Raw genomic sequence first — 25,657 nt, 5'->3', positions numbered from 1 at the left:
AAGCTGGTAGACTCTTGCGCGGTTTGGGATGCTGCAGGCTCTTAGCCTGGCCTGCAGACTATCGCTCCCGAACCTCGCGAGCCCTGCCACACAGGGTCTCGCCGCCGCCGCCTGAGGAGAAAATTAGAAATGACCTTCGTCGTTACCGACAACTGCATCAAGTGCAAGTACACCGACTGCGTCGAAGTGTGTCCGGTGGACTGCTTCTACGAAGGCCCGAACTTCCTGGTTATCCACCCGGATGAGTGCATTGACTGCGCCCTGTGTGAACCAGAATGCCCGGCCGTCGCTATTTTCTCCGAGGACGAAGTCCCGGCAGAGATGCAGGAATTTATTCAGTTGAACGTCGAGCTGGCGGAAATCTGGCCGAACATCACTGAGCGCAAAGACCCGATGCCGGATGCGGCGGAGTGGGATGGCAAGAAGGGTAAGATTGCAGACCTCGAACGCTAAGCGCGCTGCTGCCCAATAAAAAGGCCCCTTGCGGGCCTTTTTGCGTTTCTGCAGGGTGGGTTTTACTTTTCTACAGGCGAAAAAAAGGGGCGGTATGACCCGCCCACATTTCTTCCCTGGTCCCTGTATTCCTTTTCATCGTCCTGATGAATCGCTTCCTGCGACGTTCCTTGAACCATCGTTCCTTGATGGCCGTGTCAATCCGTGGACACAGGGCTGATGTTAGAGAGTTCCGAGGGAACTTCAACGGGATCCAACTTCAGCTCTGAGCAGCTCCGCTGTAAAAGTCGGTATAAATAATTGTTATTTTTCAATCAGATAGAAAAGTCTCTCGCTGTTTTTAGCCGCACACACCCGGTAAAAAAACCATTCACTTACGAAAAAGTAAGCGAATGCTTACACGAGCAATTGCGTAAAAGCGTAACCGCACCCTGCTGACCGATCCCCATACAAGAAAAAGCCCCGGGAATGCCGTAATGCTGTTCAGTTAAGGGAGTTCCGAGCGCTCACATTTTTGTGGCGAGCGGGCTTGCCCCGCGTTGGGCTGCGCAGCGGCCCCATAAAAAACGCCGCGTTCTTTCAGAAAGAACGCGGCGTCTGGTTTGGGGCTGCTGCGCAGCCCAACGCGGGGCAAGCTCGCTCGCCACAACGCTTCCTTCGCTGGTCAGCACTACGGCAATGCCGAGGCTTTTTTGCTTCAGAACGATCAGTCGTCGCTGACAGTAATCGTCGGCATCGCCGGGGCGGCCGCTTCTTGCAGCACAATCCGGGCGCCTACGTGGCGTGCGAGCTCTTGATAAATCATCGCGACCGGGCTGTCAGGCTCGGCCACCACGGTAGGCTTGCCACCATCGGCCTGTTCGCGAATCAGCATCGACAGCGGCAACGAGGCCAGCAATTCGACGCCGTACTGGGTCGCAAGCTTCTCGCCGCCGCCCTCACCAAACAGGTGCTCGGCGTGGCCGCAATTGGAGCAGATGTGCACCGCCATGTTTTCCACGACGCCGAGCACCGGAATGTTGACCTTGCGGAACATCTCCACGCCCTTTTTCGCGTCGAGCAGCGCCAAATCCTGCGGCGTGGTCACGATTACCGAACCGGCCACCGGGACTTTCTGCGCCAGGGTCAGCTGGATATCGCCGGTGCCGGGCGGCATGTCGATTACCAGGTAATCGAGGTCGCCCCACGCGGTCTGGGTGACCAATTGCAACAACGCACCGGAGACCATCGGCCCGCGCCAGACCATCGGCGTGTTGTCATCGGTGAGGAAGGCCATGGACATGACCTCCACGCCATGGGACTCGATCGGCACGAACCATTTCTGATCCTTGACCTTCGGCCGTGTGCCTTCGGCGATGCCGAACATCACACCTTGGCTCGGGCCGTAGATATCGGCGTCGAGAATGCCCACACGCGCGCCTTCGCGGGCCAACGCCAGCGCGAGGTTGGCGGCCGTGGTGGATTTACCCACACCGCCCTTGCCGGAGGCCACGGCGACCACGTTCTTCACGTTGGCCAGGCCCGGGATCTGTGCCTGAGCCTTGTGCGCGGCGATCACACACTGGATGTCGACCTTGGCCGAACGCACACCGTCGAGGCCTTCGATGGCCATTTGCAGCATTTGCGCCCAGCCGTTCTTGAACAGGCCTGCGGCATAACCCAACTCCAGCTGGACCGACACCTGGTCGCCCTGGACCTCGATGGCGCGTACACAGCCGGCGCTGACCGGGTCCTGATTCAAATAGGGGTCGGTGTACTGGCGAAGAACGGCTTCCACCGCTGCGCGATTGACGGCGCTCATGGGCTACTCCCGAAAAAAGACTGACTGAAACAGGCGGCTATCCTAACCGTTCCAGCCGCCCAACGGCATGCTTTCGACGGTCTGGAAGATGCTGAAACAGCGCCACGGGGTGAAATATATTTCCCGGCGCTTTATAGTGGCCGACCTCCGTTTCATCAAGTAGCCGAGCCCCATGTCCGAGCCACGCAAGATCCTCGTTACCAGCGCCCTGCCCTATGCCAATGGTTCGATCCATCTTGGCCATATGCTTGAGTACATCCAGACCGATATGTGGGTGCGCTTCCAGAAGCATCGCGGCAATCAATGCATTTATGTCTGCGCGGACGACGCCCACGGTTCGGCCATCATGTTGCGTGCCGAAAAGGAAGGGATCACCCCGGAACAACTGATCGCCAATGTGCAGGCTGAACACAGCGCCGACTTTGCCGAGTTCCTGGTGGATTTCGACAACTTCCACTCCACGCACTCCGACGAAAACCGCGAGCTGTCGAGCCAGATCTACAAGCGTCTGCGCGACGCCGGGCACATCGACACACGTTCGATTACCCAGTATTTCGACCCGGAAAAGAAAATGTTCCTGGCCGACCGCTTCATCAAGGGCACCTGCCCGAAATGCGGCACCGAAGACCAGTACGGCGACAACTGCGAAAAATGCGGCGCCACTTACGCCCCGACTGACCTGAAAGATCCGAAGTCGGCCATCTCGGGCGCCACGCCGGTGCTCAAGGACTCCCAACACTTCTTCTTCAAGCTCCCGGATTTCCAGCAAATGCTGCAAACCTGGACCCGCAGCGGCACCCTGCAAGACGCCGTAGCCAACAAGATCGCCGAGTGGCTGGATGCCGGCCTGCAACAGTGGGACATCTCCCGCGATGCGCCGTATTTCGGCTTCGAAATTCCGGACGAGCCGGGCAAGTATTTCTACGTGTGGCTGGATGCGCCGATCGGCTACATGGCCAGCTTCAAAAACCTCTGTGACCGTACGCCGGAGCTTGATTTCGACGCGTTCTGGAACAAAGACTCCACTGCCGAGCTGTACCACTTCATCGGCAAGGACATCGTCAACTTCCACGCGCTGTTCTGGCCAGCGATGCTTGAAGGTTCGGGCTACCGCAAGCCAACCGGCATTGCCGTACACGGCTACCTGACAGTCAACGGCCAGAAAATGTCCAAGTCCCGTGGCACCTTTATCAAGGCGCGCACCTACCTGGACCACCTGTCGCCGGAGTACCTGCGCTACTACTACGCCTCCAAGCTGGGCCGTGGCGTGGACGACCTCGACCTGAACCTGGAAGACTTCGTACAGAAGGTCAACTCGGACCTGGTCGGCAAAGTCGTCAACATTGCCAGCCGTTGTGCAGGCTTTATCAACAAGGGCAACGCTGGTGTGCTGGTGGCTGAAAACGCCGCGCCGGAACTGACCGGCGCGTTCCTGGCCGCCGCGCCGGGCATCGCTGACGCCTATGAAGCCCGCGACTTTGCCCGCGCCATGCGCGAGATCATGGGCCTGGCCGACCGCGCCAACGCCTGGATCGCCGACAAGGCGCCGTGGTCGCTGAACAAGCAGGAAGGCAAGCAAGCTGAAGTCCAGGCGATCTGCGCCACCGGCGTCAACCTGTTCCGCCAACTGGTGATCTTCCTCAAGCCGGTGCTGCCATTGCTGGCCGCCGATGCCGAGGCGTTCCTTAATGTGGCGCCGCTGACCTGGAATGATCACGCTACCTTGCTCAGCAACCATCAGTTGAACGAGTTCAAGCCGTTGATGACCCGTATCGACCCGGTAAAAGTCCAGGCCATGACCGACGCATCGAAAGAAGACCTGGTCGCCAGCCAGACTGACACTGGTTCGGCAGCGCCTGCGGGCAATGGCGAGCTGGCCAAGGACCCGATTTCCGCGGAAATCGATTTCGACGCCTTCGCTGCCGTGGACCTGCGCGTTGCGCTGATCGTCAAGGCTGAAGCCGTGGAAGGCGCCGACAAGCTGCTGCGCCTGACGCTGGATCTCGGCGGCGAGCGACGCAACGTGTTCTCCGGGATCAAGAGCGCGTATCCGGACCCGTCCAAGCTCGATGGTCGCCTGACCATGATGATCGCCAACCTCAAGCCACGGAAAATGAAGTTCGGTATTTCCGAAGGCATGGTGATGGCGGCCGGTCCTGGCGGTGAAGAGATCTACCTGCTGAGCCCCGACAGCGGCGCCAAGCCGGGTCAGCGCATCAAGTAAGCGTGTAAGGCCTGAGTTGACTGGGCTGGTTATGGAGAGCGGGCTTGTCGTGGCGAGCGGGCTTGCCCCGCGTTGGGGCGCGCAGCGGCCCTAAAACCAGCGACCCGGTCCTACATATAGAAACCGCGATCACAGTAATGGGGCTGCTCCGCAGCCCAACGCGGGGCAAGCCCGCTCGCCACAACAAGCCCACAAGCCACAACAGTTTCCGCTCACCCTAACAAGCCGGGTCAACACCCAAGCCCTGTTCGTTTAACCGGCATACGCAATGACCACCCCATGACCCTCATTCAACGTATCGACGCGCTGCTGCCGCAGACCCAATGCGGCAAGTGTGGGCACCCGGGTTGCAAACCTTACGCCGAGGGCATCGCGCTCGGCGAGGCGATCAACAAGTGCCCGCCCGGTGGGCAGGAAACCATTGCCGGCCTCGCGCAGTTACTGCGTGTGCCAGTGCTGGAGCTGGATGCCACACGCGGCGAAGCCCCCGCCCAGGTCGCCTATATCCGCGAAGCGGAATGCATCGGCTGTACCAAATGCATTCAGGCCTGCCCGGTGGACGCGATTGTCGGCGCCGCCAAGTTGATGCACACCGTCATCATCGATGAATGCACCGGTTGCGACCTGTGTGTCGCGCCCTGCCCTGTCGACTGCATTGAGATGCGCCCTGCTACCTCTGTATTGCCGCTTGTGGGTGGATTGGCGGCCAATGATCAGCAGCGCCATGAACGTGGCCTTAAACGAGACCGGGCGCGGCGGCGCTTTGAGCAGCGCAACGCACGCCTGCAACGCGACGAAGCGCATAAGCTCGCCGAACGCCTGGCTCGGGCCAAGCGCCCGACGCCGGTCGTGCCCGTGCAGGCCGATGCCGCGCAGGAGGCGGCCGTCAAGAAAGCCAGGATTACGGTGGCTATGAGCCGCGCCCAGCTGCACAAATCCTTGAAGGCATTTGGTCACCCACCGACTTTTGAGCAACAGTCGCAGTTGATCGTGCTGCAGCGGCAATTCGAAGCGGCGGAGCACGCACTGGCGGCCCTGGACGTAGACAACGCACCGGCGACGGCACCTGCAGCCAGCCACACGGCTGAACTGAAACGCGCCAAAATCCAATTGGCAATGCGCCGCGCGGCGTTAAAGAAAGCCCAGGACGTGAACGCCGACCCGCAACAACTGGCCGAGGCGCAACACAGCCTCGACGAGGCCCAGCGTCAAGTAGATGCCTTGGGCAACGCCTGAAACCTGATGCGTGTGTTGCTACAATCCCGCCGACCGTCTGCAAGGAACCCAATGCCCCATGAACGCCGCAAAACGCCTGGAAATTTTCCGCAGGTTTCACGAAGACAATCCTGAACCGAAAACCGAACTGGCCTACACCAACCCGTTCGAGTTGCTGATTGCGGTGATCCTCTCGGCTCAATCCACAGACGTTGGCGTCAACAAGGCCACCGCCAAACTCTACCCGGTCGCCAATACGCCAGAGGCCATCCATGCGCTGGGCGTAGAAGGGTTGTCGGAATACATCAAGACCATCGGCCTGTACAACAGCAAGGCCAAGAACGTGATCGAAACCTGTCGCCTGCTCATCGAGCTGCACGGCAGTGAAGTGCCGCAAAGCCGCGAAGCCCTGGAAGCCCTGCCCGGCGTGGGTCGCAAGACCGCGAACGTGGTGCTTAACACCGCATTCCGGCAATTAACCATGGCAGTCGACACGCATATTTTTCGCGTCAGCAATCGCACCGGCATCGCGCGAGGCAAGAATGTGGTGGAGGTAGAGAAACAGTTGATGAAACATGTGCCCAAGCCCTACCTGCTCGATTCCCACCACTGGCTGATCCTGCATGGCCGCTACGTGTGCCAGGCCCGCAAGCCACGCTGTGGGAGCTGCCGCATCGAGGACCTGTGCGAATACAAGGACAAGACCTCCGACGATTGAGGGTTCATTGGTTTTCTCGATCCATCGATTGAAAAAATCTTTTTTACCCATCCATGGAATATCGCTATAAGGAGCGCCAACGGCAGTCTTAGCCCGGAGTGAACCTTATGAGCACTGGCAAAGAACAACTGGATGTGGAAGACGACCTCGTTGCCGAGTCGGAAGACGACGGGGATGCACCTGTTGTTGAGGTGGCCAAGACCAATTTGAGCAAACGCCGCACTATCGACAACCTTCTGGAAGAGCGACGCTTGCAAAAACAACTGGCCGATTACGACTTCGACCTCTGATCGACCCGTTGACGACCGGAAGCCTCCCTGACGGAGGCTTTTTTGTGCCGGTGATTCCTGCTCTGGCACCCGCCTCTAGACGAGGCCGTTGCGCTGCGCCAGCTCGATCAGGTCGACCAGGGAGCGTGCGTTGAGCTTGAGCAGCAGGCGAGTCTTGTAGGTACTCACGGTCTTGTTGCTCAGGAACATACCGTCGGCGATCTCCTTGTTGGTTTTGCCACGGGCCAGTTGCTGCAACACCATCATCTCCCGGCCCGACAGACGTTCGACCATGTCTGCTTCACTGGCATTACCCATGGTGGAACGGACCGAATTGAGCGCCTGGTTTGGAAAGTAGCTGTAGCCCGAGAGCACCGCCTTGATGGCGCTCAGCAACTCGGTCAGGTCCTGCTGCTTGCACACGTAGCCGGCCGCCCCCGCCTGCATGCAGCGCATGGAAAAATGCCCGGGCGCCTGGGACGTCAGCACCAACACCTTGAAGGGCGCAGGTTGCTTGGTGGACGCCAGGCGGCAGATAACTTCCAGCCCATCGAGTTTGGGGATCCCGATATCCAATATGACAATGTCCGGTACATGTTCCCGTGCAAGTTGCAACGCATCGACACCGTTATCAGTCTCGGCAACGACTTCATAACCATGACGCTCCATTAGCATGCGCACAGCAAGCCGAATGACGGGATGATCATCCACGATCAGCACTTTATTCATGAGAAAGTCCAATTTCGCTGTTCGAATTATTTAGAGCAAGCACAATAGCCTAGTCGTTTCATAGTTGGGATAGCGTTCCCCCCCAAGCAACAGCAAGCAGAGACCCAACCCACAACGATATAGGAATTGGCCTACAAAAAAACACTAAGTCAGATGCACATGTCTTTACTGAGCCTTTCAGAACATTCCGTGGGCTTACATGTTTTGAGAGAAATATCCGCCATCCAGGGGGCACGCGGTAAACGGAACGTACATGATTTTCAGGAAATGCCCATTGCATGTCGCCGAGAAGCAAGTAGACACATGAAAAAATTCCGACTGTTTTAGTTCCATCCAACATAATTTCCAACTTCCTTAATTCCTACAGAATTTTCCACGTCTTACAGGCGCTTTGTAATAAGGTAGTGAAACTTCTGTAAGACATAGTTCCGGGCAAGGTGTTAAAAATTCGTACAACCGTGCAAAACTCTTCAACAGGCAAACTTTAGTGTTTAACTAAACTTAAACATTGTCAGAGGCAATCTTAAACATCAGGCGCTATTCAACGCCCGCAGGTTTTATTCAGGCAAAAAAAATGGCCCCTTGGACTAGGGGCCATTTTTTACAACGCAGGGATCGATCAGAACAGCTTGCGACCCTTGTTGGCAGCGATGCGCATGCGCAGGGCATTCAACTTGATGAAGCCCGCCGCGTCAGCCTGGTTGTAGGCGCCGCCGTCTTCTTCGAAGGTGGCGATGTTGGCATCGAACAGCGACTCATCGGATTTGCGACCGGTTACGATCACGTTGCCTTTGTACAGCTTCAGGCGCACAACGCCGTTCACGTGGACCTGGGAAGCGTCGATCATCTGTTGCAGCATCAGACGCTCAGGGCTCCACCAGTAGCCGGTGTAGATCAGGCTGGCGTACTTTGGCATCAGCTCGTCTTTAAGGTGAGCCACTTCGCGGTCCAGGGTGATGGACTCGATGGCGCGGTGAGCGCGCAGCATGATAGTGCCGCCTGGCGTCTCGTAGCAGCCACGGGACTTCATGCCCACATAACGGTTTTCGACGATATCGAGACGGCCGATGCCGTGTTCGCCGCCGATACGGTTCAGGGTCGCCAGCACGGTGGCCGGAGTCATTTCGACGCCGTCCAGCGCGACGATGTCGCCGTTGCGGTAGGTCAGTTCCAGGTACTGGGCCTTGTCTGGAGCGTTCTCCGGGGAGACGGTCCATTTCCACATGTCTTCTTCGTGCTCGGTCCAGGTGTCTTCCAGCACGCCGCCTTCATAGGAGATGTGCAGCAAGTTGGCGTCCATCGAGTACGGGGACTTCTTCTTGCCGTGACGCTCGATCGGGATATTGTGCTTTTCAGCGTAATCCATCAGCTTTTCACGGGAGAGCAGGTCCCATTCACGCCAAGGCGCGATCACTTTCACGCCAGGCTTAAGTGCGTAGGCACCCAATTCGAAGCGCACCTGGTCGTTGCCCTTGCCGGTAGCGCCGTGGGAAATGGCGTCAGCGCCGGTTTCGTTGGCGATTTCGATCAGGCGCTTGGCGATCAGCGGACGTGCGATGGAAGTACCCAGCAGGTACTCGCCTTCGTAGACGGTGTTGGCGCGAAACATCGGGAAAACGAAATCGCGGACGAACTCTTCGCGCAGGTCGTCAATGTAGATCTCTTTCACGCCCATGGCTTGCGCCTTGGCACGTGCAGGTTCGACCTCTTCGCCCTGACCCAGGTCAGCGGTGAAGGTCACCACTTCACAGTTATAAGTATCCTGCAGCCACTTGAGGATCACCGAAGTGTCCAGGCCGCCGGAATACGCGAGAACGACCTTGTTTACGTCGGCCATGCCATCACTCCACGGGGTTGTACGGAAAGGCGTCGATTCTACCGACCAAAACCGCGAAATTACAGGGGCGCGACAGCAAATGAAGATAAAGCGACAGATTATGTCGAGCGAGCGACCGATAGTTGCACGTTATGAGGTGTGCGCAGGGTTGCTCGGGGCAGTGGCCTGAGGTGCCGGTTTCTCGGGAGTCGCTACGCGTTCGAGCTGAATATTCACACGACGATTACGCGCCCGGTTGGCGGCATTGGTGTTCGGCGCCAGCGGGTAGCTTTCGCCGTGGAAGCGCATGGTTATCTGCGATTCCGGGATGCCATTCTCTTTAAAGTAGTCGGTGACTGCCAGAGCGCGGCGACGCGACACGTCACGGTTGGTCAGGCGATTGCCGCTGTTGTCAGAGTGGCCGTTGAGCTCGATATGGTTGACCGTGGGGTCGGCCTTCATGAACGCGACGATCACCGCCAGCTTCTTCTTCGCTGCTGCGTCCAGCTCGATGCCGCCGCCGGGGAAACCGACTTCGGTCTGTTTGACTTGGTCGTAATTCATCGGCAACAGCTTGGTGGTGCACAGCTGATAGTCGTTGAAGGCCTTATTGAATTTCACCGGCAACAGGCGCACTTCCGAATAGCCGCCTTCGCGCCCGTAGTGACGCACCGTGGGGCTGCGGCCTTCGAGCAAACCGCTGAACAGCCGACCGGCCTGGGCCTGAGAGCTGTTGAACAGCACATCGCCACTGCCAACGCGCACAGCGCCGAGGTTGATATCACCACGGCCCGGCTGCCAGGGCGCAGCGGCGGCCAGCAAGGTGGCTGAGCCCGCACCCAGCGCGCCGTTGTAGGCTTTGAGGCGAAATATCGCCTGCTCGCCGGCGCGGCGCACGAACTCACCCGAGCCGAAATCGGTGATCGGCTGGGTAAGGCGGCACTCGAACTGGTCGCCTTCCACCTTCCACTCAATGTTCTCCAGACGTGTCTGGAACGTGAGGGCCATCGCAGGCAGGCTGGCAAACACACTGAGCAGGGCTAGATAATGCTGGCGCACGGGAGGCTCCACTGGTTTCTACAACACTTCAAAGCGTCATACGTGGTTAAGGCATACCCAGGGATATCGGACACCTGCGGCAAAACTTGATAGCGAGTGCCTGCAAGAGTCTTTTCCGGTAGCATTCCCACCAGATTGACCCGCCTGGAATCCCCAATGTCCGACCGCCTGACCCTGCTGCGTCCCGACGACTGGCATATTCATCTTCGCGATGGTGCTGCGTTACCCCAAACTGTGGCCGATGTCGCGCGCACGTTTGGCCGCGCCATCATCATGCCTAACCTGGTACCACCGGTGCGTAATGCCGCTGAAGCCGAAGCCTATCGCCAGCGTATCCTCGCTGTGCGCCCGGCCGGCAGCCGCTTCGAACCGTTGATGGTGCTCTACCTGACCGACCGCACTCAGCCAGAAGAAATTCGCGCTGCCAAGGCGACGGGCTTCGTGCACGCCGCCAAGCTGTACCCGGCGGGCGCGACCACCAACTCCGATTCCGGCGTGACGAGCATCGACAAGATCTTGCCGGCCATCGAAGCCATGGCTGACGTCGGCATGCCGCTGTTGATCCACGGTGAAGTCACCCGTGGCGATGTCGATGTGTTCGACCGTGAAAAGATCTTCATCGATGAGCATATGCGCCGTCTGGTCGATTTGTTCCCGACCCTCAAGGTGGTGTTCGAACACATCACCACGGCCGATGCCGTGCAGTTCGTCAACGAGGCTTCAGCCAACGTCGGCGCGACCATCACCGCGCATCACCTGCTCTATAACCGCAACCACATGCTGGTGGGCGGGATTCGGCCGCACTTCTACTGCCTGCCGATCCTCAAGCGCAACACCCACCAGGTGGCCTTGCTGGATGCGGCGACCAGCGGCAACCCGAAGTTTTTCCTCGGCACCGACTCTGCGCCTCACGCCCAGCACGCCAAAGAAGCCGCGTGTGGCTGTGCCGGCTGCTACACCGCGTATGCCGCCATCGAGCTTTACGCTGAAGCCTTCGAGACGCGCAACGCGCTGGACAAACTCGAAGGCTTCGCCAGTCTCAATGGCCCGCGTTTCTATGGCCTGCCGGCGAATACCGACCGCATTACCCTGGTTCGTGAAGACTGGACCGCCCCTGCCAGCCTGCCGTTTGGCGAGCTGACCGTTATCCCGCTGCGCGCCGGTGAAACACTGCGCTGGCGCCTGCTGGAGGAAAGCAAGTGAGTGAAGACCATTACGACGACGAACACGAGCACAGTGGTGGCGGTTCCCGCCACCCGATGGCCGAGCGGTTTCGCGGCTATCTGCCGGTTGTCATCGACGTAGAAACCGGTGGCTTCAACTGCGCCACCGACGCGTTGCTGGAAATTGCCGCGACCACCATCGGCATGGACGAACAGGGTTTTGTGTTCCCGGAGCACACCCATTTCTTCCGCGTCGAGCCGTTTGAAGGCGCGAACGTCGAAGCAGCCGCTTTGGAATTCACCGGCATCAAGCTCGATCACCCGCTGCGCATGGCCGTGAGTGAAGAAGCAGCGCTGACCGACATCTTCCGTGGCGTGCGCAAAGCGTTGAAGGCCAATGGTTGCAAACGCGCGATCCTGGTCGGCCACAACAGCAGCTTCGACCTGGGCTTCCTCAACGCCGCCGTGACGCGCCTGGACATGAAGCGCAACCCGTTTCACCCGTTCTCCAGCTTCGACACCGCCACGCTTGCCGGTTTGGCGTATGGCCAGACCGTACTGGCGAAAGCCTGCCAGGCGGCCGGCATCGACTTCGACGGTCGTGAGGCCCACTCGGCTCGCTACGACACCGAGAAGACCGCCGAGCTGTTCTGCGGCATCGTCAACCGCTGGAAGCAGATGGGCGGCTGGGAAGACTTCGGCGACTAACAGGCTTGTTGTGGGGAGCGGGCTTGTTGTGGCGAGCAGGCTTGCCCTGCGTTGGGCTGCGAAGCAGCCCAGATCCTGACACCGCGGTTTAACAGGTTAACCGCGGGGGCCTTATTGGGGCCGCTGCGCAGCCCAACGCGGGCAAGCCCGCTCGCCACAACAAGCTCGCTCGCCAAAGAAGCTCGCTCGCCACAAACCCAAATGCAGTGCATAAAAAAACCGGCCTTCTCAGGCCGGTTTTTTTGTCCCGCGAATCTGGCTTACAGCTTGCCAGCGTTCTCGGTCAGGTAAGCCGCAACGCCTTCTGGCGAAGCGTTCATGCCTTTGTCGCCTTTTTTCCAGTTGGCAGGGCAGACTTCGCCGTGCTCTTCGTGGAATTGCAGGGCGTCGACCAGGCGGATCAGCTCTTCCATGTTACGGCCCAGCGGCAGGTCGTTGATGATCTGCGAGCGCACAACGCCCTTGTCGTCGATCAGGAACGCGCCACGGAAAGCCACGCCGCCTTCGGACTCAACGTCGTAGGCCTTGGCGATGTCGTGCTTCATGTCGGCAGCCATGGTGTATTTGACTTTGCCGATGCCGCCATCATTGATGGCAGTGTTACGCCAGGCGTTGTGGGTGAAATGGGAGTCAATGGAAACGGCAACCACTTCAACGTTGCGCGCCTTGAAATCGTCCATGCGGTGGTCCAGAGCAATCAGCTCGGACGGGCAGACGAAGGTGAAGTCCAGCGGGTAGAAAAACACCAGGCCGTATTTGCCTTTGATGGCTTCAGACAGTTTGAAGCTGTCTACGATTTCGCCATTGCCGAGGACGGCAGGTACATCGAAATCCGGGGCTTGTTTGCCGACGAGTACGCTCATTGGGTATCTCCTGATGCTGGGGTGACGATTGAAGTAAAAGGACCGGCCCAAGTCTGCCGCTATCAAGCGACAGCCCAGTGACACAGTCACGCTTCGTGAAGACCGGCCATCATACACTGAAAAAACCGTTCGTCAGCGCGACGCCTGAGCAGTGAAAAGACCTGCGAATCTACTTTGACAATCATTCTCGTTAACATTAAGATCCATCGCACTTAAGCCTTAAACCCGCGACGGTTCTCCCTTATGTATGTCTGCCTCTGCACTGGCGTCACCGACGGACAAATCCGCGAAGCAATCTATGAAGGTTGCTGCAGCTACAAGGAAGTGCGTGAAACCACCGGCGTTGCCAGCCAGTGCGGTAAATGTGCTTGCCTCGCCAAGCAAGTGGTACGGGAAACCCTGACCCAGCTGCAAACAGCCCAGGCCGCGCTCCCCTACTCAGCAGAATTTACACACGCCTAAACAGGGGTGTTTTAAAGAACCGAACTTAGTGTTCGGTTTTTTTATGCCTGTAATTCAACTAGTTAGGCCCAAGACGCGGAACACAAACATTCTTATTCCGATTAATTTTCATTTATTATTCAATAACTTAGGTTTGACACTCGGGTTTGCGCCGCTCAAACTCTGCACCTACACAGCGATTACAGGGCAGGACCCCAGTCATGAAAGGCGACATTTCAGTCATCCAGCAACTCAACAAAATCCTTGCCAATGAACTGGTCGCGATCAATCAGTACTTTCTGCATGCGCGCATGTATGACGATTGGGGCCTGGAAAAGCTCGGCAAGCGTGAGTACAAAGAGTCGATCAAGGCCATGAAAGACGCTGATGCGCTGATCAAGCGCATCCTGTTCCTGGAAGGCCTGCCGAACGTGCAGGACCTCGGCAAGCTCAACATCGGCGAGCACACCCAGGAAATGATCAGCAGCGACCTGGGCTTCGAGCGCAAGAGCCACAGCGACCTCAAGGCCGCCATTTCTCACTGTGAAGTGACCGGCGACTACGGCAGCCGTGAGCTGCTGGAAGACATCCTGGAAGATCAGGAAGAGCACATCGACTGGCTCGAAACCCAACAGGGCCTGATCGTCAAAGTCAGCCTGGAAAACTACCTGCAATCGCAGATGGGCGAATAACCCACTTCGCGCAGGTACAAAAAAGCCCCGCTCTCATTCGAGAAGCGGGGCTTTTTATTGCAGGCGAATCAAGCGTCGGTCTTGGCCGCCGCGTTTGCCGCTGCGTCTTTGATCAGCGCTTGCAACGAACCATCTGCCTGCATCTCAGTGATGATGTCGCTACCGCCGACCAGCTCACCGGCTACCCACAGTTGTGGGAAGGTTGGCCAGTTGGCGTACTTCGGCAGGTTCGCGCGAATTTCCGGGTTTTGCAGGATGTCCACGTAAGCGAATTTCTCGCCACACGCCATGATTGCCTGGGAGGCCTTCGCGGAGAAACCGCACTGAGGAGCGTTCGGCGCGCCCTTCATGTAAAGCAGAATGGTGTTGGCAGCAATCTGCTCTTTGATCGTTTCGATGATATCCATGGAACACCTCGGCTGGAACTTTGCGACTCACAGGTCGGCACGGTGGCGCATTGTAACGCAAAATTCCAGCGCGGTGCTCGGGCCTTATGCGGCGGCCACCTGGACCGGCACGCCGTTCAGCGCGGCATTTCCAGACAATTCATCGACATGCCGCTCGTCGGTCAGGTCATTCGCACTCGCATCGGGCTGGCTGCTGGCGATGCTCATCTGCACGCCCGGGCGGCCGTGGCCCCAACCGTGAGGCAGGCTGACCACGCCGGGCATCATGTCCAGGCTGGCGACCACTTCCACTTCGATCATGCCGATGCGCGAGCTGACACGCACACGCTGGCCATCGCTCAATTGACGACTGGAAAGGTCATCCGGGTGCATCAGCAGTTGGTGGCGCGGCTTGCCCTTCACCAAACGGTGATAGTTGTGCATCCAGGAATTATTGCTGCGTACATGGCGACGGCCGATCAGCAGCAGTTCGTCATCCACTGGCACCGGCTGCGCGGCGAAGCGTGCAAGGTCCGCCAGGATCACAGCGGGCGCTGCCTGCACGTTGCCGTTGGTGGTTTTCAAGCGCGCCGCAAGATTGGCATGCAGCGGGCCCAAATCAACGCCGTGGGGATGATCAGCCAGCATCGCCACCGATAATTTGTGTTCGGAAGCGTCACCGTACGACCCCGCGCGCAACCCGAGATCAATCATTTGCGCGGGCGCCATCGTCGGTTTCAGCGCCACGCCGGTCTGCGCCGAAAACGCTTTGGCCAGGCCCACAAAGATTTCCCAGTCGTGCAGTGCGCCTTCAGGCTTGGGCAGAATCGCACGGTTGAAACGGGTGACGTTGCGCACCGCGAACATATTGAACGTTGTGTCGTAGTGATCGTTTTCCAGCGCCGAGGTCGACGGCAGGATCAGGTCGGCGTACCGCGTGGTCTCGTTGATATAGAGATCGATGCTGACCATAAACTCCAGACCTTCCAGAGCCTGCTCCAGTTGCCGACCATTTGGCGTAGACAGCACGGGGTTGCCCGCCACCGTCACCAGCGCGCGGATTTGCCCGTCGCCCTCGGTGAGCATTTCTTCAGCCAGCGCCGACACCGGCAGCTCGCCGCCGTATTCAGGGCGACCCGACACCCGGCTCTGCCAGCGATTGAAATGCCCGCCGCCGGTGGAGGCCACCAAATCCACGGCCGGCGTGGTGCACAACGCACCGCCGACACGGTCAAGGTTGCCAGTAACCAGGTTGATCAGTTGCACCAGCCAATGGCACAGCGTGCCGAATGCTTGAGTCGACACGCCCATACGCCCGTAGCACACCGCTTTATCTGCTGCCGCAAAATCCCGCGCCAACTGTCGAATCTGCTCGGCCGGCACTGCGCATTGGCGGCTCATGGCGTCGGCGGTAAACCCGGCAATGGCGCGGCGCACTTCTTCAAGGCCTTCAACCGGCAAATGACTGTCGCGCGTCAGGCGCTCGTTGAACAGGGTATTGAGCACGCCAAACAACAACGCCGCATCGCCACCTGGGCGCACGAACAGGTGCTGGTCAGCGATTGCCGCCGTCTCGCTGCGGCGTGGGTCGACTACCACGACTTTGCCGCCTCGCGCCTGGATCGCCTTAAGGCGTTTTTCCACGTCGGGCACGGTCATGATGCTGCCGTTGGACGCCAGCGGGTTGCCGCCCAGAATCAGCATAAAGTCGGTGTGATCGATGTCGGGAATCGGCAGCAGCAGGCCGTGCCCGTACATCAAGTGACTGGTGAGGTGATGGGGCAATTGATCAACAGAGGTAGCCGAGAAGCGATTACGCGTCTTCAACTGGCCGAGGAAGTAGTTGCTGTGGGTCATCAGCCCGTAGTTGTGCACGCTGGGGTTGCCCTGATAAACCGCCACGGCATTCTGCCCATGGCGCGCCTGGATGCCTGCCAGCCGTTCGGCTACGAGCGCAAAGGCTTGTTCCCACGCAATCGGCCGCCACTCGCTGCCCTCGCGCAACATCGGCTGGCGCAGGCGGTCCGGGTCATTCTGGATATCCTGCAGCGCCACCGCCTTGGGGCAGATATGCCCGCGGCTGAAGGTGTCGAGCGGGTCGCCCTTGATCGAGGTGATCGCCAGGCTGCCGTCGTCGGCGTGAGTGGTTTCCAGGGTCAGGCCACAGATGGCTTCACACAGATGGCAGGCACGGTGGTGGAGAGTCTTGGTCATGGCCAGTCTCTTTATCAGGGCTTTGAGTTCACTATGAGCCGCGTCCCAGGCGAGCACCACTAACCTTCGCCCGGTGAATCGAGTGGCATCAAGCCAAGGCATGGCCATGCGTGAGAAAAAGTTTCAAAACCCTCCCGCAAGCCGCTGAAACCGCCGCCGTCTGGCCTGAGCCCGCCCCGGCGCGTTGCAAACTATCTCGACGCCAGTGTACAAATGGCCCGCTGCTGTCCGTTAATTGTCTTCAAAAGCGCTTTCGCGCACGTCTGAACACCCTTAAAAACCGTAGCCCTATTGGTAAGACGCGACATTTAATTATAAGATCGCGCCTTCCCCTATTTCGTCGCCCCGTGCGGCTTTCGCCGCAGGTCTCGCCCGTTGTCACAATAAACAAGGCTTTGAGTATCTGCGGTCTGTTGCAAAAAGGTAGTTAATGATGAGCGCAAGGCACTTTCTCTCCCTGATGGATTGCACGCCCGAAGAGCTGGTCAGCGTGATCCGTCGAGGCATTGAGCTTAAAGACCTGCGTAACCGCGGCGTACTGTTCGAGCCTTTGAAAAACCGTGTGCTCGGGATGATTTTCGAAAAATCCTCGACCCGCACCCGCGTGTCGTTCGAAGCCGGCATGATCCAGCTGGGTGGCCAGGCCATCTTCCTGTCGTCGCGCGATACCCAATTGGGCCGCGGCGAAACCGTCGCCGACAGCGCCATCGTGATGTCGAGCATGCTCGACGCGGTGATGATCCGTACCTTCGCCCACAGCACCGTGACCGAATTTTCCGCCAATTCCCGCGTGCCGGTGATCAACGGTTTGTCCGATGACCTGCACCCGTGCCAGTTGCTGGCCGACATGCAAACCTTCCTTGAACACAGGGGTTCGATCCAGGGCAAGACCGTGGCCTGGATCGGCGACGGCAACAACATGTGCAACAGCTATATAGAAGCGGCGATCCAGTTCGACTTCCAGTTGCGCATTGCCTGCCCGGAAGGCTACGAGCCCGATGCACGCTTCCTCGCCCAAGCCGGTGACCGCGTTACCCTGGTGCGCGACCCGCGTGATGCCGTGCTCGGCGCGCACCTGGTCAGCACCGACGTGTGGACGTCCATGGGCCAGGAAGAAGAAACCGCCAAGCGACTGGCCCTGTTCGCGCCATTCCAGGTGACCCGCGCCCTGCTCGACCTGGCTGCGCCGGATGTACTGTTCATGCATTGCCTGCCCGCTCACCGTGGCGAAGAAATCAGCCTCGACCTGCTCGACGACACTCGCTCGGTCGCCTGGGACCAAGCCGAGAACCGTCTGCACGCGCAAAAAGCATTGCTCGAATTCCTCGTGCCGCCGTCGTACCACCACGCATGAGCCAGCCTTTACTGCTGAACCTGCGCAATCTGGCATGCGGCTATCAAGATCAACGGGTGGTGCAGAACCTCAATCTGCACCTCAACGCCGGCGACATTGGTTGCCTGCTGGGCTCCTCGGGCTGCGGCAAAACCACGACCCTGCGCGCAATTGCCGGGTTCGAGCCGGTGTACGAAGGCGAAATCAGCCTGGCCGGCGAAGTGATCTCCAGTGCCGGGTTTACCCTGGCGCCGGAGAAACGTCGTATCGGCATGGTGTTCCAGGACTACGCACTGTTTCCCCATCTCAGCGTGGCCGACAACATTGCCTTCGGCATTCGCAAGCACCCGCAAAAAGATCGCGTGGTTGCCGAGTTGCTGGAACTGGTCAACCTGAAGAACCTCGGCAAGCGTTTCCCCCACGAGCTGTCCGGCGGCCAGCAACAACGCGTCGCCCTCGCCCGCGCCCTGGCGCCGGAGCCGCAACTGTTGTTGCTGGACGAGCCGTTTTCCAACCTCGACGGCGAGCTGCGACGCAAGCTCAGCCATGAGGTGCGCGACATTCTCAAGGCGCGCGGCACCAGTGCGATTCTGGTCACCCATGATCAGGAAGAAGCCTTCGCCGTGAGCGACCAAGTGGGGGTGTTCAAGGAGGGCCGTCTTGAACAGTGGGACACGCCCTACAACCTCTATCACGAACCTCAGACGCCTTATGTGGCCAGCTTTATCGGCCAGGGTTATTTCATTCGTGGTCAGTTGAGTTCGCCGGAATCCGTCAGCACTGAACTGGGTGACTTGCGCGGCAATCGCGCCTACACCTGGCCGACCGGTGGGGCGGTGGACGTGCTGTTGCGCCCGGATGACATCGTTTACGCGCCGGACAGCGCGTTGAAAGCGCGAATTGTCGGCAAGACGTTCCTCGGGGCTTCGACGCTGTACCGCCTGCAATTGCCGACGGGTGCGCAGTTGGAGTCGATTTTCCCGAGCCATGCGGACCATCAGGTCGGTGTGGACGTGGGAATTCGGGTGGCGGCGGAGCATCTGGTGTTGTTTCAGGCTTCTGGCAGTACGGCGGCGCAGATTCCTCATACCGAGTCTGGCGTGCGCCGCTACAGCCCCGCTAACTGACGAAACCGAATCAAAAAAATGTGGGAGCGGGCTTGCTCGCGAATGCGGTGTATCAGTGATGAATATATCGACTGACACTCCGTATTCGCGAGCAAGCCCGCTCCCACATTTAGATTTTCATTTATTTCGAAAGAAGATTAAGCCCGGCCAATTTCTGCAAATTTGGCCTGGGTATGCTCAGCCAACACCGCCGCCGACAGCTCCACTTCCAATCCCCTGCGCCCCGCACTCACAAAAATCGTCGCAAACGGCTGCGCCGTCGCATCGATAAAAGTGCGCAAGCGCTTCTTCTGCCCCAACGGGCTGATGCCGCCTAACAGGTAACCGGTAGAACGCTGCGCGGCCGCCGGGTCAGCCATCTCGACTTTTTTCACCCCGGCTGCCTGCGCCAAGGCTTTTAAATCAAGGCTTCCGACGACCGGCACCACGGCTACCAACAATTCGCCTTTCTCACTGCTGGCCAGCAAGGTCTTGAACACCTGCGCCGGGTCGAGGCCCAATTTCTCTGCGGCCTCCAGGCCATACGACGCCGCCTTGGGATCATGTTCATAACTGTGGATGCGATGTTCGGCGCGAACTTTTTTCAACAGGTCCAATGCAGGGGTCATGGCGGTTCCGGGCGTGGCGAACAGAGCCCCAATTCTAGGCCAAGACCCTGCAAAAGGCTCTAGCGCGCCCACTGGAAAGATGAGCAGCGTGCGTTGTCGACATGATCATTCATCAGACCAATAGTTTGAAAATGACCAACCGTTCACTTTCGACCTTTGACAGGCGTCATTCTTGTCTATATTTTTTCGTTTCCGAATGCTGTAGGAATAGACTTGCAGTGTTCAAGCAGCAAGCCGCGGGCAGGATGGGGATCCTGCCTGCGGTGAAAATCACGCAACAACCCACTGAGGTTGTGCGCCAGACAAGAACAACAATTGAGGTTTTCCATGACAACTGCTCTTCAACAGCCTTCACTTTCGAGCCAATGCATGGCCGAGTTCCTGGGGACTGCGCTTCTGATCTTCTTCGGTACAGGATGTGTCGCTGCGCTCAAGGTTGCGGGTGCCAGCTTCGGGTTGTGGGAGATCAGTATCATCTGGGGCATCGGCGTCAGTATGGCGATCTACCTCACTGCCGGTATTTCTGGGGCTCACCTCAATCCTGCGGTCAGTATCGCCCTGTGCATCTTTGCCGATTTCGAAAAGCGCAAACTGCCCTTCTACATTCTCGCCCAAATCGCCGGCGCCTTCTGCTCGGCCGCCTTGGTGTACACGCTCTATAGCAATCTGTTTTTCGATTACGAACAAACCCATCACATGGTTCGCGGCTCCCAGGCCAGCCTGGAATTGGCGTCGGTATTCTCCACTTACCCCCATGCGCTGCTGAGCACCGCCCAGGCATTCCTGGTTGAAATGGTCATCACCGCCATTCTGATGGGCGTAATCATGGCCCTCACCGATGACAACAATGGCCTGCCACGTGGCCCGCTGGCACCGCTGCTGATCGGCCTGTTGATCGCCGTAATCGGTAGCGCCATGGGCCCGCTGACCGGCTTTGCGATGAACCCGGCACGGGATTTCGGCCCCAAGCTGATGACCTTTTTCGCTGGCTGGGGTGAAATAGCCTTCACTGGCGGTCGCGACATTCCTTACTTCCTGGTACCGATTTTCGCGCCGATTGTTGGCGCATGCCTCGGTGCTGCGGCTTATCGCGGGCTGATTGCCCGTCATCTGCCGAGTGCCGCACCTGCTATAGCTGAAGAAACACCTGACACGGCTGTCAACGGCAAGACCCGTATTTCCTGATAGCGCCAGCCTGGACGCATCTGCCCCTTTCGTGGCCCAGGCTGACTACCGATTTTCTTATTTTCCAAGGCATTCGACATGACCGATATTCAGAATAAGAACTACATCATCGCCCTTGACCAGGGCACCACCAGTTCCCGGGCGATCATCTTTGATCGCGACGCCAACGTGGTCTGCACCGCCCAGCGCGAATTCACCCAGCATTACCCGCAACCTGGCTGGGTCGAACATGACCCGATGGAAATTTTCGCCACCCAGAGCGCGGTCATGGTCGAAGCCCTGGCGCAAGCCGGCCTGCACCATGACCAGGTCGCCGCCATCGGCATCACCAACCAACGTGAAACCACCGTGGTGTGGGACAAGGTCACCGGTCGCCCGATCTACAACGCGATCGTCTGGCAGTGCCGCCGCAGCACCGAGATCTGCCAGCAACTCAAGCGCGATGGCCACGAGCAATACATCAACGACGCCACCGGCCTGGTCACCGACCCGTACTTCTCCGGCACCAAGCTCAAGTGGATCCTCGACAACGTCGAAGGCAGCCGCGAGCGTGCGCGCAACGGCGAGCTGATGTTCGGCACCATCGACAGCTGGCTGATCTGGAAATTTACCGGCGGCAAGACCCACGTCACCGACTACACCAACGCCTCGCGCACCATGCTCTTCAACATCCACACCCTGGAATGGGATGCGAAGATGCTGGAGATTCTCGACGTGCCACGCGAAATGCTGCCGGAAGTGAAGTCCTCCTCGGAAATCTACGGCCGCACCAAAAGCGGCATTGCCATTGGCGGTATCGCCGGTGACCAGCAAGCCGCGCTGTTCGGCCAGATGTGTGTAGAACCTGGCCAAGCCAAAAACACCTACGGCACCGGCTGCTTCCTGCTGATGAACACCGGCGACAAGGCGGTGAAATCCAAGCACGGCATGCTCACCACCATCGCCTGCGGCCCGCGTGGCGAAGTGGCTTACGCCCTGGAAGGCGCAGTATTCAATGGCGGCTCCACCGTGCAATGGCTGCGTGACGAGTTGAAAATCATCGCCGACGCCACCGACACCGAATACTTTGCCGGCAAGGTCAAGGACAGCAACGGCGTGTACCTGGTGCCAGCCTTCACCGGCCTGGGCGCGCCATACTGGGACCCGTATGCCCGAGGCGCGCTGTTCGGCCTAACCCGTGGCGTACGCGTGGATCACATTATTCGTGCAGCCCTGGAGTCGATTGCCTACCAGACGCGCGACGTGCTGGACGCAATGCAGCAGGATTCGGGCGAACGCCTCAAAGCCCTGCGCGTGGACGGCGGCGCGGTGGCCAACAACTTCCTGATGCAATTCCAGGCCGACATCCTCGGCACCCAGGTTGAGCGCCCGCAAATGCGTGAGACCACGGCATTGGGCGCGGCCTACTTGGCGGGCCTGGCCTGCGGCTTCTGGGGTAGCCTGGACGAGTTGCGTGGCAAGGCGGTGATCGAGCGCGAATTCGAACCGCAACTGGACGAAGTCGCCAAAGAGAAGCTCTACGCCGGCTGGCAAAAAGCGGTCAGCCGCACCCGTGACTGGGAACCGCACGAAGGCGCTGAATAAGCCAAGCGCGTGACCTGGAGAGGGTTCTAACTGGCAGGGAGCGGATTCCTGCGTCATCATGGGCCACTTTTGTATGGCAGCCCGAAGGACGCCCCATGAATCTGCCTCCCCGCCAACAACAAATTCTCGAGCTGGTCCGCGAACGCGGCTACGTCAGTATCGAAGAAATGGCGCAGCTGTTCGTTGTTACCCCGCAAACCATCCGCCGCGATATCAACCAGCTGGCGGACGCCAATCTGCTGCGCCGCTACCACGGCGGCGCGGCCTATGACTCCAGCGTTGAAAACACTGCGTACGCCATGCGTGCCGACCAGATGCGTGATGAAAAACAACGCATCGGCGAGGCTATCGCGGCGCAAATCCCCGATCACGCCTCGATTTTCATCAATATCGGCACCACCACCGAATCCATTGCCCGAGCGCTGCTGAATCACAACCACCTGAAAATCATCACCAACAACCTCAACGTCGCCACCATGCTCAGTGCCAAGGATGACTTTGACGTGTTGCTGACCGGCGGCAACGTGCGCCGTGACGGCGGTGTGGTGGGCCAGGCCAGCGTCGACTTTATCAACCAGTTCAAGGTCGACTTCGCGCTGGTGGGCATCAGCGGCATTGACGAAGACGGCAGCCTGCTGGACTTCGATTACCAGGAAGTGCGGGTTTCACAGGCGATTATTGCCAATGCGCGTCAGGTGATCCTGGCAGCGGACTCCAGCAAATTCGGGCGCAATGCCATGATTCGCTTGGGGCCGATCAGTTTGGTGGACTGCCTGGTGACCGATCAACAGCCAGTGCCGGCGCTGGTGCAGTTGTTGAATCAGCATAAGGTCAGGCTGGAAGTGGTTTAGCGCCTGTACTGACGCCTTCGCGAGCAAGCCCGCTCCCACATTCGACTGCATTCCCATGCTGGAACTCGGTCAAAAGTGGGAGCGGGCTTGCTCGCGAAGACGATTTTCCAGCACCACACATTTAGAGCCTTCCTCAGGTTCATGTTCACAATTCTTCCTTTCCCCGCCCTTCGATGAGTTTTTTCAATCGAACTCGGGTGGCTGTGCGCGCGTTTATCAGCTACCATTTTCGCAAATGAACATTAATGTTCGAATTCCAAGACGATAAAGATCGCGAGGACAGCCGATGAACCCTTCCACCTTGCCTGCTCCACCGCTTGCCGAAGTCTATGACGTAGCCGTAATCGGTGGCGGGATCAATGGCGTCGGCATTGCAGCAGACGCAGCCGGTCGCGGGTTGTCGGTATTCCTTTGCGAAAAGGACGACCTGGCCAGCCACACCTCCTCCGCCAGTAGCAAGCTGATCCACGGCGGCCTGCGCTACCTGGAACATTACGAATTCCGCCTGGTGCGCGAAGCACTGGCCGAACGTGAAGTGCTGTTGGCCAAGGCCCCGCACATCGTCAAACAAATGCGTTTCGTATTGCCGCACCGCCCTCACCTGCGCCCGGCGTGGATGATTCGCGCGGGTTTGTTCCTGTACGACCACCTCGGCAAGCGCGAAACACTCGCAGGTTCGAAAAGCATCAAGTTCGGCGCGAACAGCCCGCTGAAAAGCGAAATCACCAAAGGCTTCGAATACTCCGACTGCTGGGTGGATGACGCCCGCCTTGTGGTACTGAACGCCATGGCCGCCCGCGAAAAAGGCGCGCACATCCACACCCAGACCCGTTGCGTCAGCGCTCACCGCAGCAACGGCCTGTGGGAAATGAACATGGAACGCGCCGATGGCAGCCTGTTCTCGATCCGCGCTCGCGCGCTGGTGAACGCGGCCGGCCCGTGGGTCGCCAAGTTCATCAGGGATGACCTGAAGCTGGATTCGCCGTACGGCATCCGCCTGATTCAGGGCAGCCACCTGATCGTGCCGAAACTGTATGAAGGCGCCCACGCGCACATCTTGCAGAACGAAGACCAGCGCATCGTTTTCACCATTCCGTACCTGAACGACTTGACCATCATCGGCACCACCGACCGCGAATACACCGGTGACCCGGCAAAAGTGGCGATTACCGAAGGTGAAACCGACTACATGCTCAAAGTGGTCAACGCGCACTTCAAGAAACAACTGAGCCGCGACGATATCGTCCACGCCTATTCAGGTGTGCGCCCTCTGTGCAACGACGAGTCGGATAACCCGTCGGCCATCACGCGCGACTACACCTTGGCGGTGTCCGGGGATAGCGGCGAAGCGCCGATCCTCTCGGTGTTCGGCGGCAAGCTGACGACCTATCGCAAGCTCGCCGAGTCGGCGATGGCGCTGCTCGCACCGTTCTTCACGCACATGCGCCCGAGCTGGACCGCAAAGGCCACTCTGCCTGGCGGCGAAAACATGACCACGCCAGAAGCCCTGGCCGACGCCATTCGCACCAAATTTGACTGGTTGCCCGCCGAGATCGCGAGCCGTTGGTCGACCACTTACGGCAGCCGCACCTGGCGCTTGCTGGAAGGCGTGCAAACGCTGGCAGACCTGGGCGACCACCTGGGTGGCGGCCTGTACACCCGCGAAGTCGATTACCTGTGCGCCGAAGAATGGGTAACCGGGCCTCAGGACGTGCTGTGGCGCCGCACCAAACTGGGCCTGTCCACCACGCCGGAAGAACAGGAAAAGGTGCAGCGCTACCTGTCCAAGGTTGAGCAAACCCGCGCAAAGATTGAAGCGGCCTGATTAGCCACTCGGCGCCTGCTGCTTAAAGCCAAGCCCCTGCACCGAAAGGTCCAGGGGCTTTTTTGGGCCGAGGGATTGTCGCTGAAAGCCATTGGATGAGGAGGCTGGACGGCTATATGAAACCATCTTTCCATGTGGGAGCTGGCTTGCCTGCGATGGCATCTACTGGGTGTGCCTGATAGACCGAGGTGCCTGCATCGCAGCGGTGCGACGATTCGACAAGCCAGCTCCCACAGAAGAGCGGACTTGTGCAGCCATTGAAGTTGTACTCGGTCAAAACTGTGGGAGCGGGGGGGGGGGGGGGCGCGGGGGGGGGGGGGGGGGGTTTTGTTGTGGGTAGAAAACCGGCGCAAGCCGCCCCCCCCCCCCCCCACGCAACAGCAACAAACAAAA

The 25,657-nt window shown here is 59.0% G+C and carries 22 protein-coding genes and 1 pseudogene; 15 read left to right on the top strand and 8 right to left on the bottom strand.

Features of this window, described 5'->3' with window-relative positions; all coding sequences use genetic code 11:
• Positions 1-129: 129 nt before the first annotated feature.
• The gene (gene fdxA / locus Q7C20_RS19320; protein WP_003208688.1) at positions 130-453 is read left to right on the top strand and encodes a ferredoxin FdxA; all 324 of its coding nucleotides are present in this window, start codon (positions 130-132) and stop codon (positions 451-453) included.
• Positions 454-1,159: 706 nt separating this feature from the next.
• On the opposite strand, the gene apbC is transcribed toward fdxA, so the two are convergent.
• Positions 1,160-2,254: an iron-sulfur cluster carrier protein ApbC gene (gene apbC, locus Q7C20_RS19315; RefSeq protein ID WP_348060091.1), complete on the bottom strand. Its 1,095-nt coding sequence runs from the start codon at positions 2,252-2,254 to the stop codon at positions 1,160-1,162.
• A 172-nt stretch (positions 2,255-2,426) separates the two neighbouring features.
• On the opposite strand from apbC, the gene metG reads away from it, so the two are divergent.
• The 4 genes and pseudogenes from metG to Q7C20_RS19295 all read left to right on the top strand — a co-directional run bounded on the left by metG (position 2,427) and on the right by Q7C20_RS19295 (position 6,701).
• Positions 2,427-4,478: a methionine--tRNA ligase gene (gene metG / locus Q7C20_RS19310; RefSeq protein WP_375069532.1), complete on the top strand. Its 2,052-nt coding sequence runs from the start codon at positions 2,427-2,429 to the stop codon at positions 4,476-4,478.
• Positions 4,479-4,769: 291 nt separating this feature from the next.
• Positions 4,770-5,144, top strand: a pseudogene (rsxB, locus tag Q7C20_RS19305) (electron transport complex subunit RsxB); the annotation flags it as partial.
• Between the two features lie 628 nt (positions 5,145-5,772).
• On the top strand, positions 5,773-6,411 hold the full coding sequence (gene nth / locus Q7C20_RS19300; protein WP_375069530.1) for an endonuclease III: 639 nt from the start codon (positions 5,773-5,775) through the stop codon (positions 6,409-6,411).
• 107 nt (positions 6,412-6,518) lie between these two features.
• Positions 6,519-6,701: a PA3496 family putative envelope integrity protein gene (locus Q7C20_RS19295; RefSeq protein WP_348060099.1), complete on the top strand. Its 183-nt coding sequence runs from the start codon at positions 6,519-6,521 to the stop codon at positions 6,699-6,701.
• A gap of 75 nt (positions 6,702-6,776) precedes the next feature.
• Here the strand turns inward: Q7C20_RS19295 and Q7C20_RS19290 are convergent, their stop codons facing one another.
• The 3 genes from Q7C20_RS19290 to Q7C20_RS19280 all read right to left on the bottom strand — a co-directional run bounded on the left by Q7C20_RS19290 (position 6,777) and on the right by Q7C20_RS19280 (position 10,284).
• Entirely contained in the window at positions 6,777-7,409 is a 633-nt protein-coding gene (locus Q7C20_RS19290) for a response regulator transcription factor (RefSeq protein ID WP_016970755.1), read from the bottom strand.
• A gap of 619 nt (positions 7,410-8,028) precedes the next feature.
• Complete coding sequence (locus tag Q7C20_RS19285; RefSeq protein WP_155581260.1) at positions 8,029-9,246, bottom strand: argininosuccinate synthase; 1,218 nt, start codon at positions 9,244-9,246, stop codon at positions 8,029-8,031.
• Between the two features lie 129 nt (positions 9,247-9,375).
• Complete coding sequence (locus Q7C20_RS19280) at positions 9,376-10,284, bottom strand: OmpA family protein (RefSeq protein ID WP_375069528.1); 909 nt, start codon at positions 10,282-10,284, stop codon at positions 9,376-9,378.
• A 156-nt stretch (positions 10,285-10,440) separates the two neighbouring features.
• Between Q7C20_RS19280 and pyrC the strand changes: the two genes are divergently transcribed.
• Together pyrC and rnt are read left to right on the top strand one after the other, a co-directional pair.
• On the top strand, positions 10,441-11,487 hold the full coding sequence (pyrC, locus tag Q7C20_RS19275; protein WP_375069526.1) for a dihydroorotase: 1,047 nt from the start codon (positions 10,441-10,443) through the stop codon (positions 11,485-11,487).
• Positions 11,484-12,155 (top strand): ribonuclease T, encoded by a 672-nt coding sequence (rnt, locus tag Q7C20_RS19270; protein WP_375069524.1) that lies wholly within the window; start codon positions 11,484-11,486, stop codon positions 12,153-12,155. The genes pyrC and rnt overlap by 4 nt, the downstream gene beginning before the upstream one ends.
• Positions 12,156-12,415: 260 nt before the next feature.
• On the opposite strand, the gene Q7C20_RS19265 is transcribed toward rnt, so the two are convergent.
• On the bottom strand, positions 12,416-13,018 hold the full coding sequence (locus Q7C20_RS19265) for a peroxiredoxin (RefSeq protein WP_003172097.1): 603 nt from the start codon (positions 13,016-13,018) through the stop codon (positions 12,416-12,418).
• 243 nt (positions 13,019-13,261) lie between these two features.
• Here Q7C20_RS19265 and Q7C20_RS19260 point away from each other — a divergent pair, with 243 nt between their 5' ends.
• A complete protein-coding gene (locus Q7C20_RS19260) occupies positions 13,262-13,480 on the top strand; it encodes a bacterioferritin-associated ferredoxin (RefSeq protein WP_010564137.1) in 219 nt (72 codons plus the stop codon).
• 200 nt (positions 13,481-13,680) lie between these two features.
• Positions 13,681-14,151 (top strand): bacterioferritin, encoded by a 471-nt coding sequence (bfr, locus tag Q7C20_RS19255; protein ID WP_348060110.1) that lies wholly within the window; start codon positions 13,681-13,683, stop codon positions 14,149-14,151.
• A gap of 68 nt (positions 14,152-14,219) precedes the next feature.
• On the opposite strand, the gene grxD is transcribed toward bfr, so the two are convergent.
• Complete coding sequence (grxD, locus tag Q7C20_RS19250) at positions 14,220-14,558, bottom strand: Grx4 family monothiol glutaredoxin (RefSeq protein ID WP_375069522.1); 339 nt, start codon at positions 14,556-14,558, stop codon at positions 14,220-14,222.
• Between the two features lie 84 nt (positions 14,559-14,642).
• Positions 14,643-16,751, bottom strand: coding sequence for a molybdopterin oxidoreductase family protein (locus Q7C20_RS19245; RefSeq protein ID WP_375069521.1), 2,109 nt, complete (start codon positions 16,749-16,751; stop codon positions 14,643-14,645).
• Positions 16,752-17,184: 433 nt separating this feature from the next.
• Between Q7C20_RS19245 and argF the strand changes: the two genes are divergently transcribed.
• Both argF and Q7C20_RS19235 read left to right on the top strand, forming a co-directional pair.
• Complete coding sequence (argF, locus tag Q7C20_RS19240; RefSeq protein WP_348060114.1) at positions 17,185-18,105, top strand: ornithine carbamoyltransferase; 921 nt, start codon at positions 17,185-17,187, stop codon at positions 18,103-18,105.
• Complete coding sequence (locus tag Q7C20_RS19235; RefSeq protein WP_375069519.1) at positions 18,102-19,211, top strand: ABC transporter ATP-binding protein; 1,110 nt, start codon at positions 18,102-18,104, stop codon at positions 19,209-19,211. The genes argF and Q7C20_RS19235 overlap by 4 nt, the downstream gene beginning before the upstream one ends.
• Positions 19,212-19,348: 137 nt before the next feature.
• Here the strand turns inward: Q7C20_RS19235 and ybaK are convergent, their stop codons facing one another.
• Entirely contained in the window at positions 19,349-19,819 is a 471-nt protein-coding gene (gene ybaK, locus Q7C20_RS19230; RefSeq protein WP_375069517.1) for a Cys-tRNA(Pro) deacylase, read from the bottom strand.
• 327 nt (positions 19,820-20,146) lie between these two features.
• Here ybaK and Q7C20_RS19225 point away from each other — a divergent pair, with 327 nt between their 5' ends.
• The 4 genes from Q7C20_RS19225 (at position 20,147) to glpD (ending at position 25,264) form a co-directional block, all read left to right on the top strand.
• Positions 20,147-21,004, top strand: coding sequence for an MIP/aquaporin family protein (locus tag Q7C20_RS19225; protein WP_375069515.1), 858 nt, complete (start codon positions 20,147-20,149; stop codon positions 21,002-21,004).
• A 78-nt stretch (positions 21,005-21,082) separates the two neighbouring features.
• The gene (gene glpK, locus Q7C20_RS19220; RefSeq protein WP_375069513.1) at positions 21,083-22,588 is read left to right on the top strand and encodes a glycerol kinase GlpK; all 1,506 of its coding nucleotides are present in this window, start codon (positions 21,083-21,085) and stop codon (positions 22,586-22,588) included.
• A 95-nt stretch (positions 22,589-22,683) separates the two neighbouring features.
• On the top strand, positions 22,684-23,439 hold the full coding sequence (locus tag Q7C20_RS19215; protein WP_348062180.1) for a DeoR/GlpR family transcriptional regulator: 756 nt from the start codon (positions 22,684-22,686) through the stop codon (positions 23,437-23,439).
• 286 nt (positions 23,440-23,725) lie between these two features.
• Positions 23,726-25,264, top strand: a complete 1,539-nt coding sequence (gene glpD / locus Q7C20_RS19210) for a glycerol-3-phosphate dehydrogenase (RefSeq protein ID WP_375069511.1) — start codon at positions 23,726-23,728, stop codon at positions 25,262-25,264.
• The last annotated feature ends 393 nt before the right edge of the window (positions 25,265-25,657 follow it).

It is taken from the genome of Pseudomonas sp. AMR01, from assembly GCF_041946035.1.
Lineage (GTDB): Bacteria > Pseudomonadota > Gammaproteobacteria > Pseudomonadales > Pseudomonadaceae > Aquipseudomonas > Aquipseudomonas antarctica_B.
The sequence above is the reverse complement of the archived record's forward strand: the minus strand, read 5'-3'. Positions and strand labels throughout refer to the sequence as shown.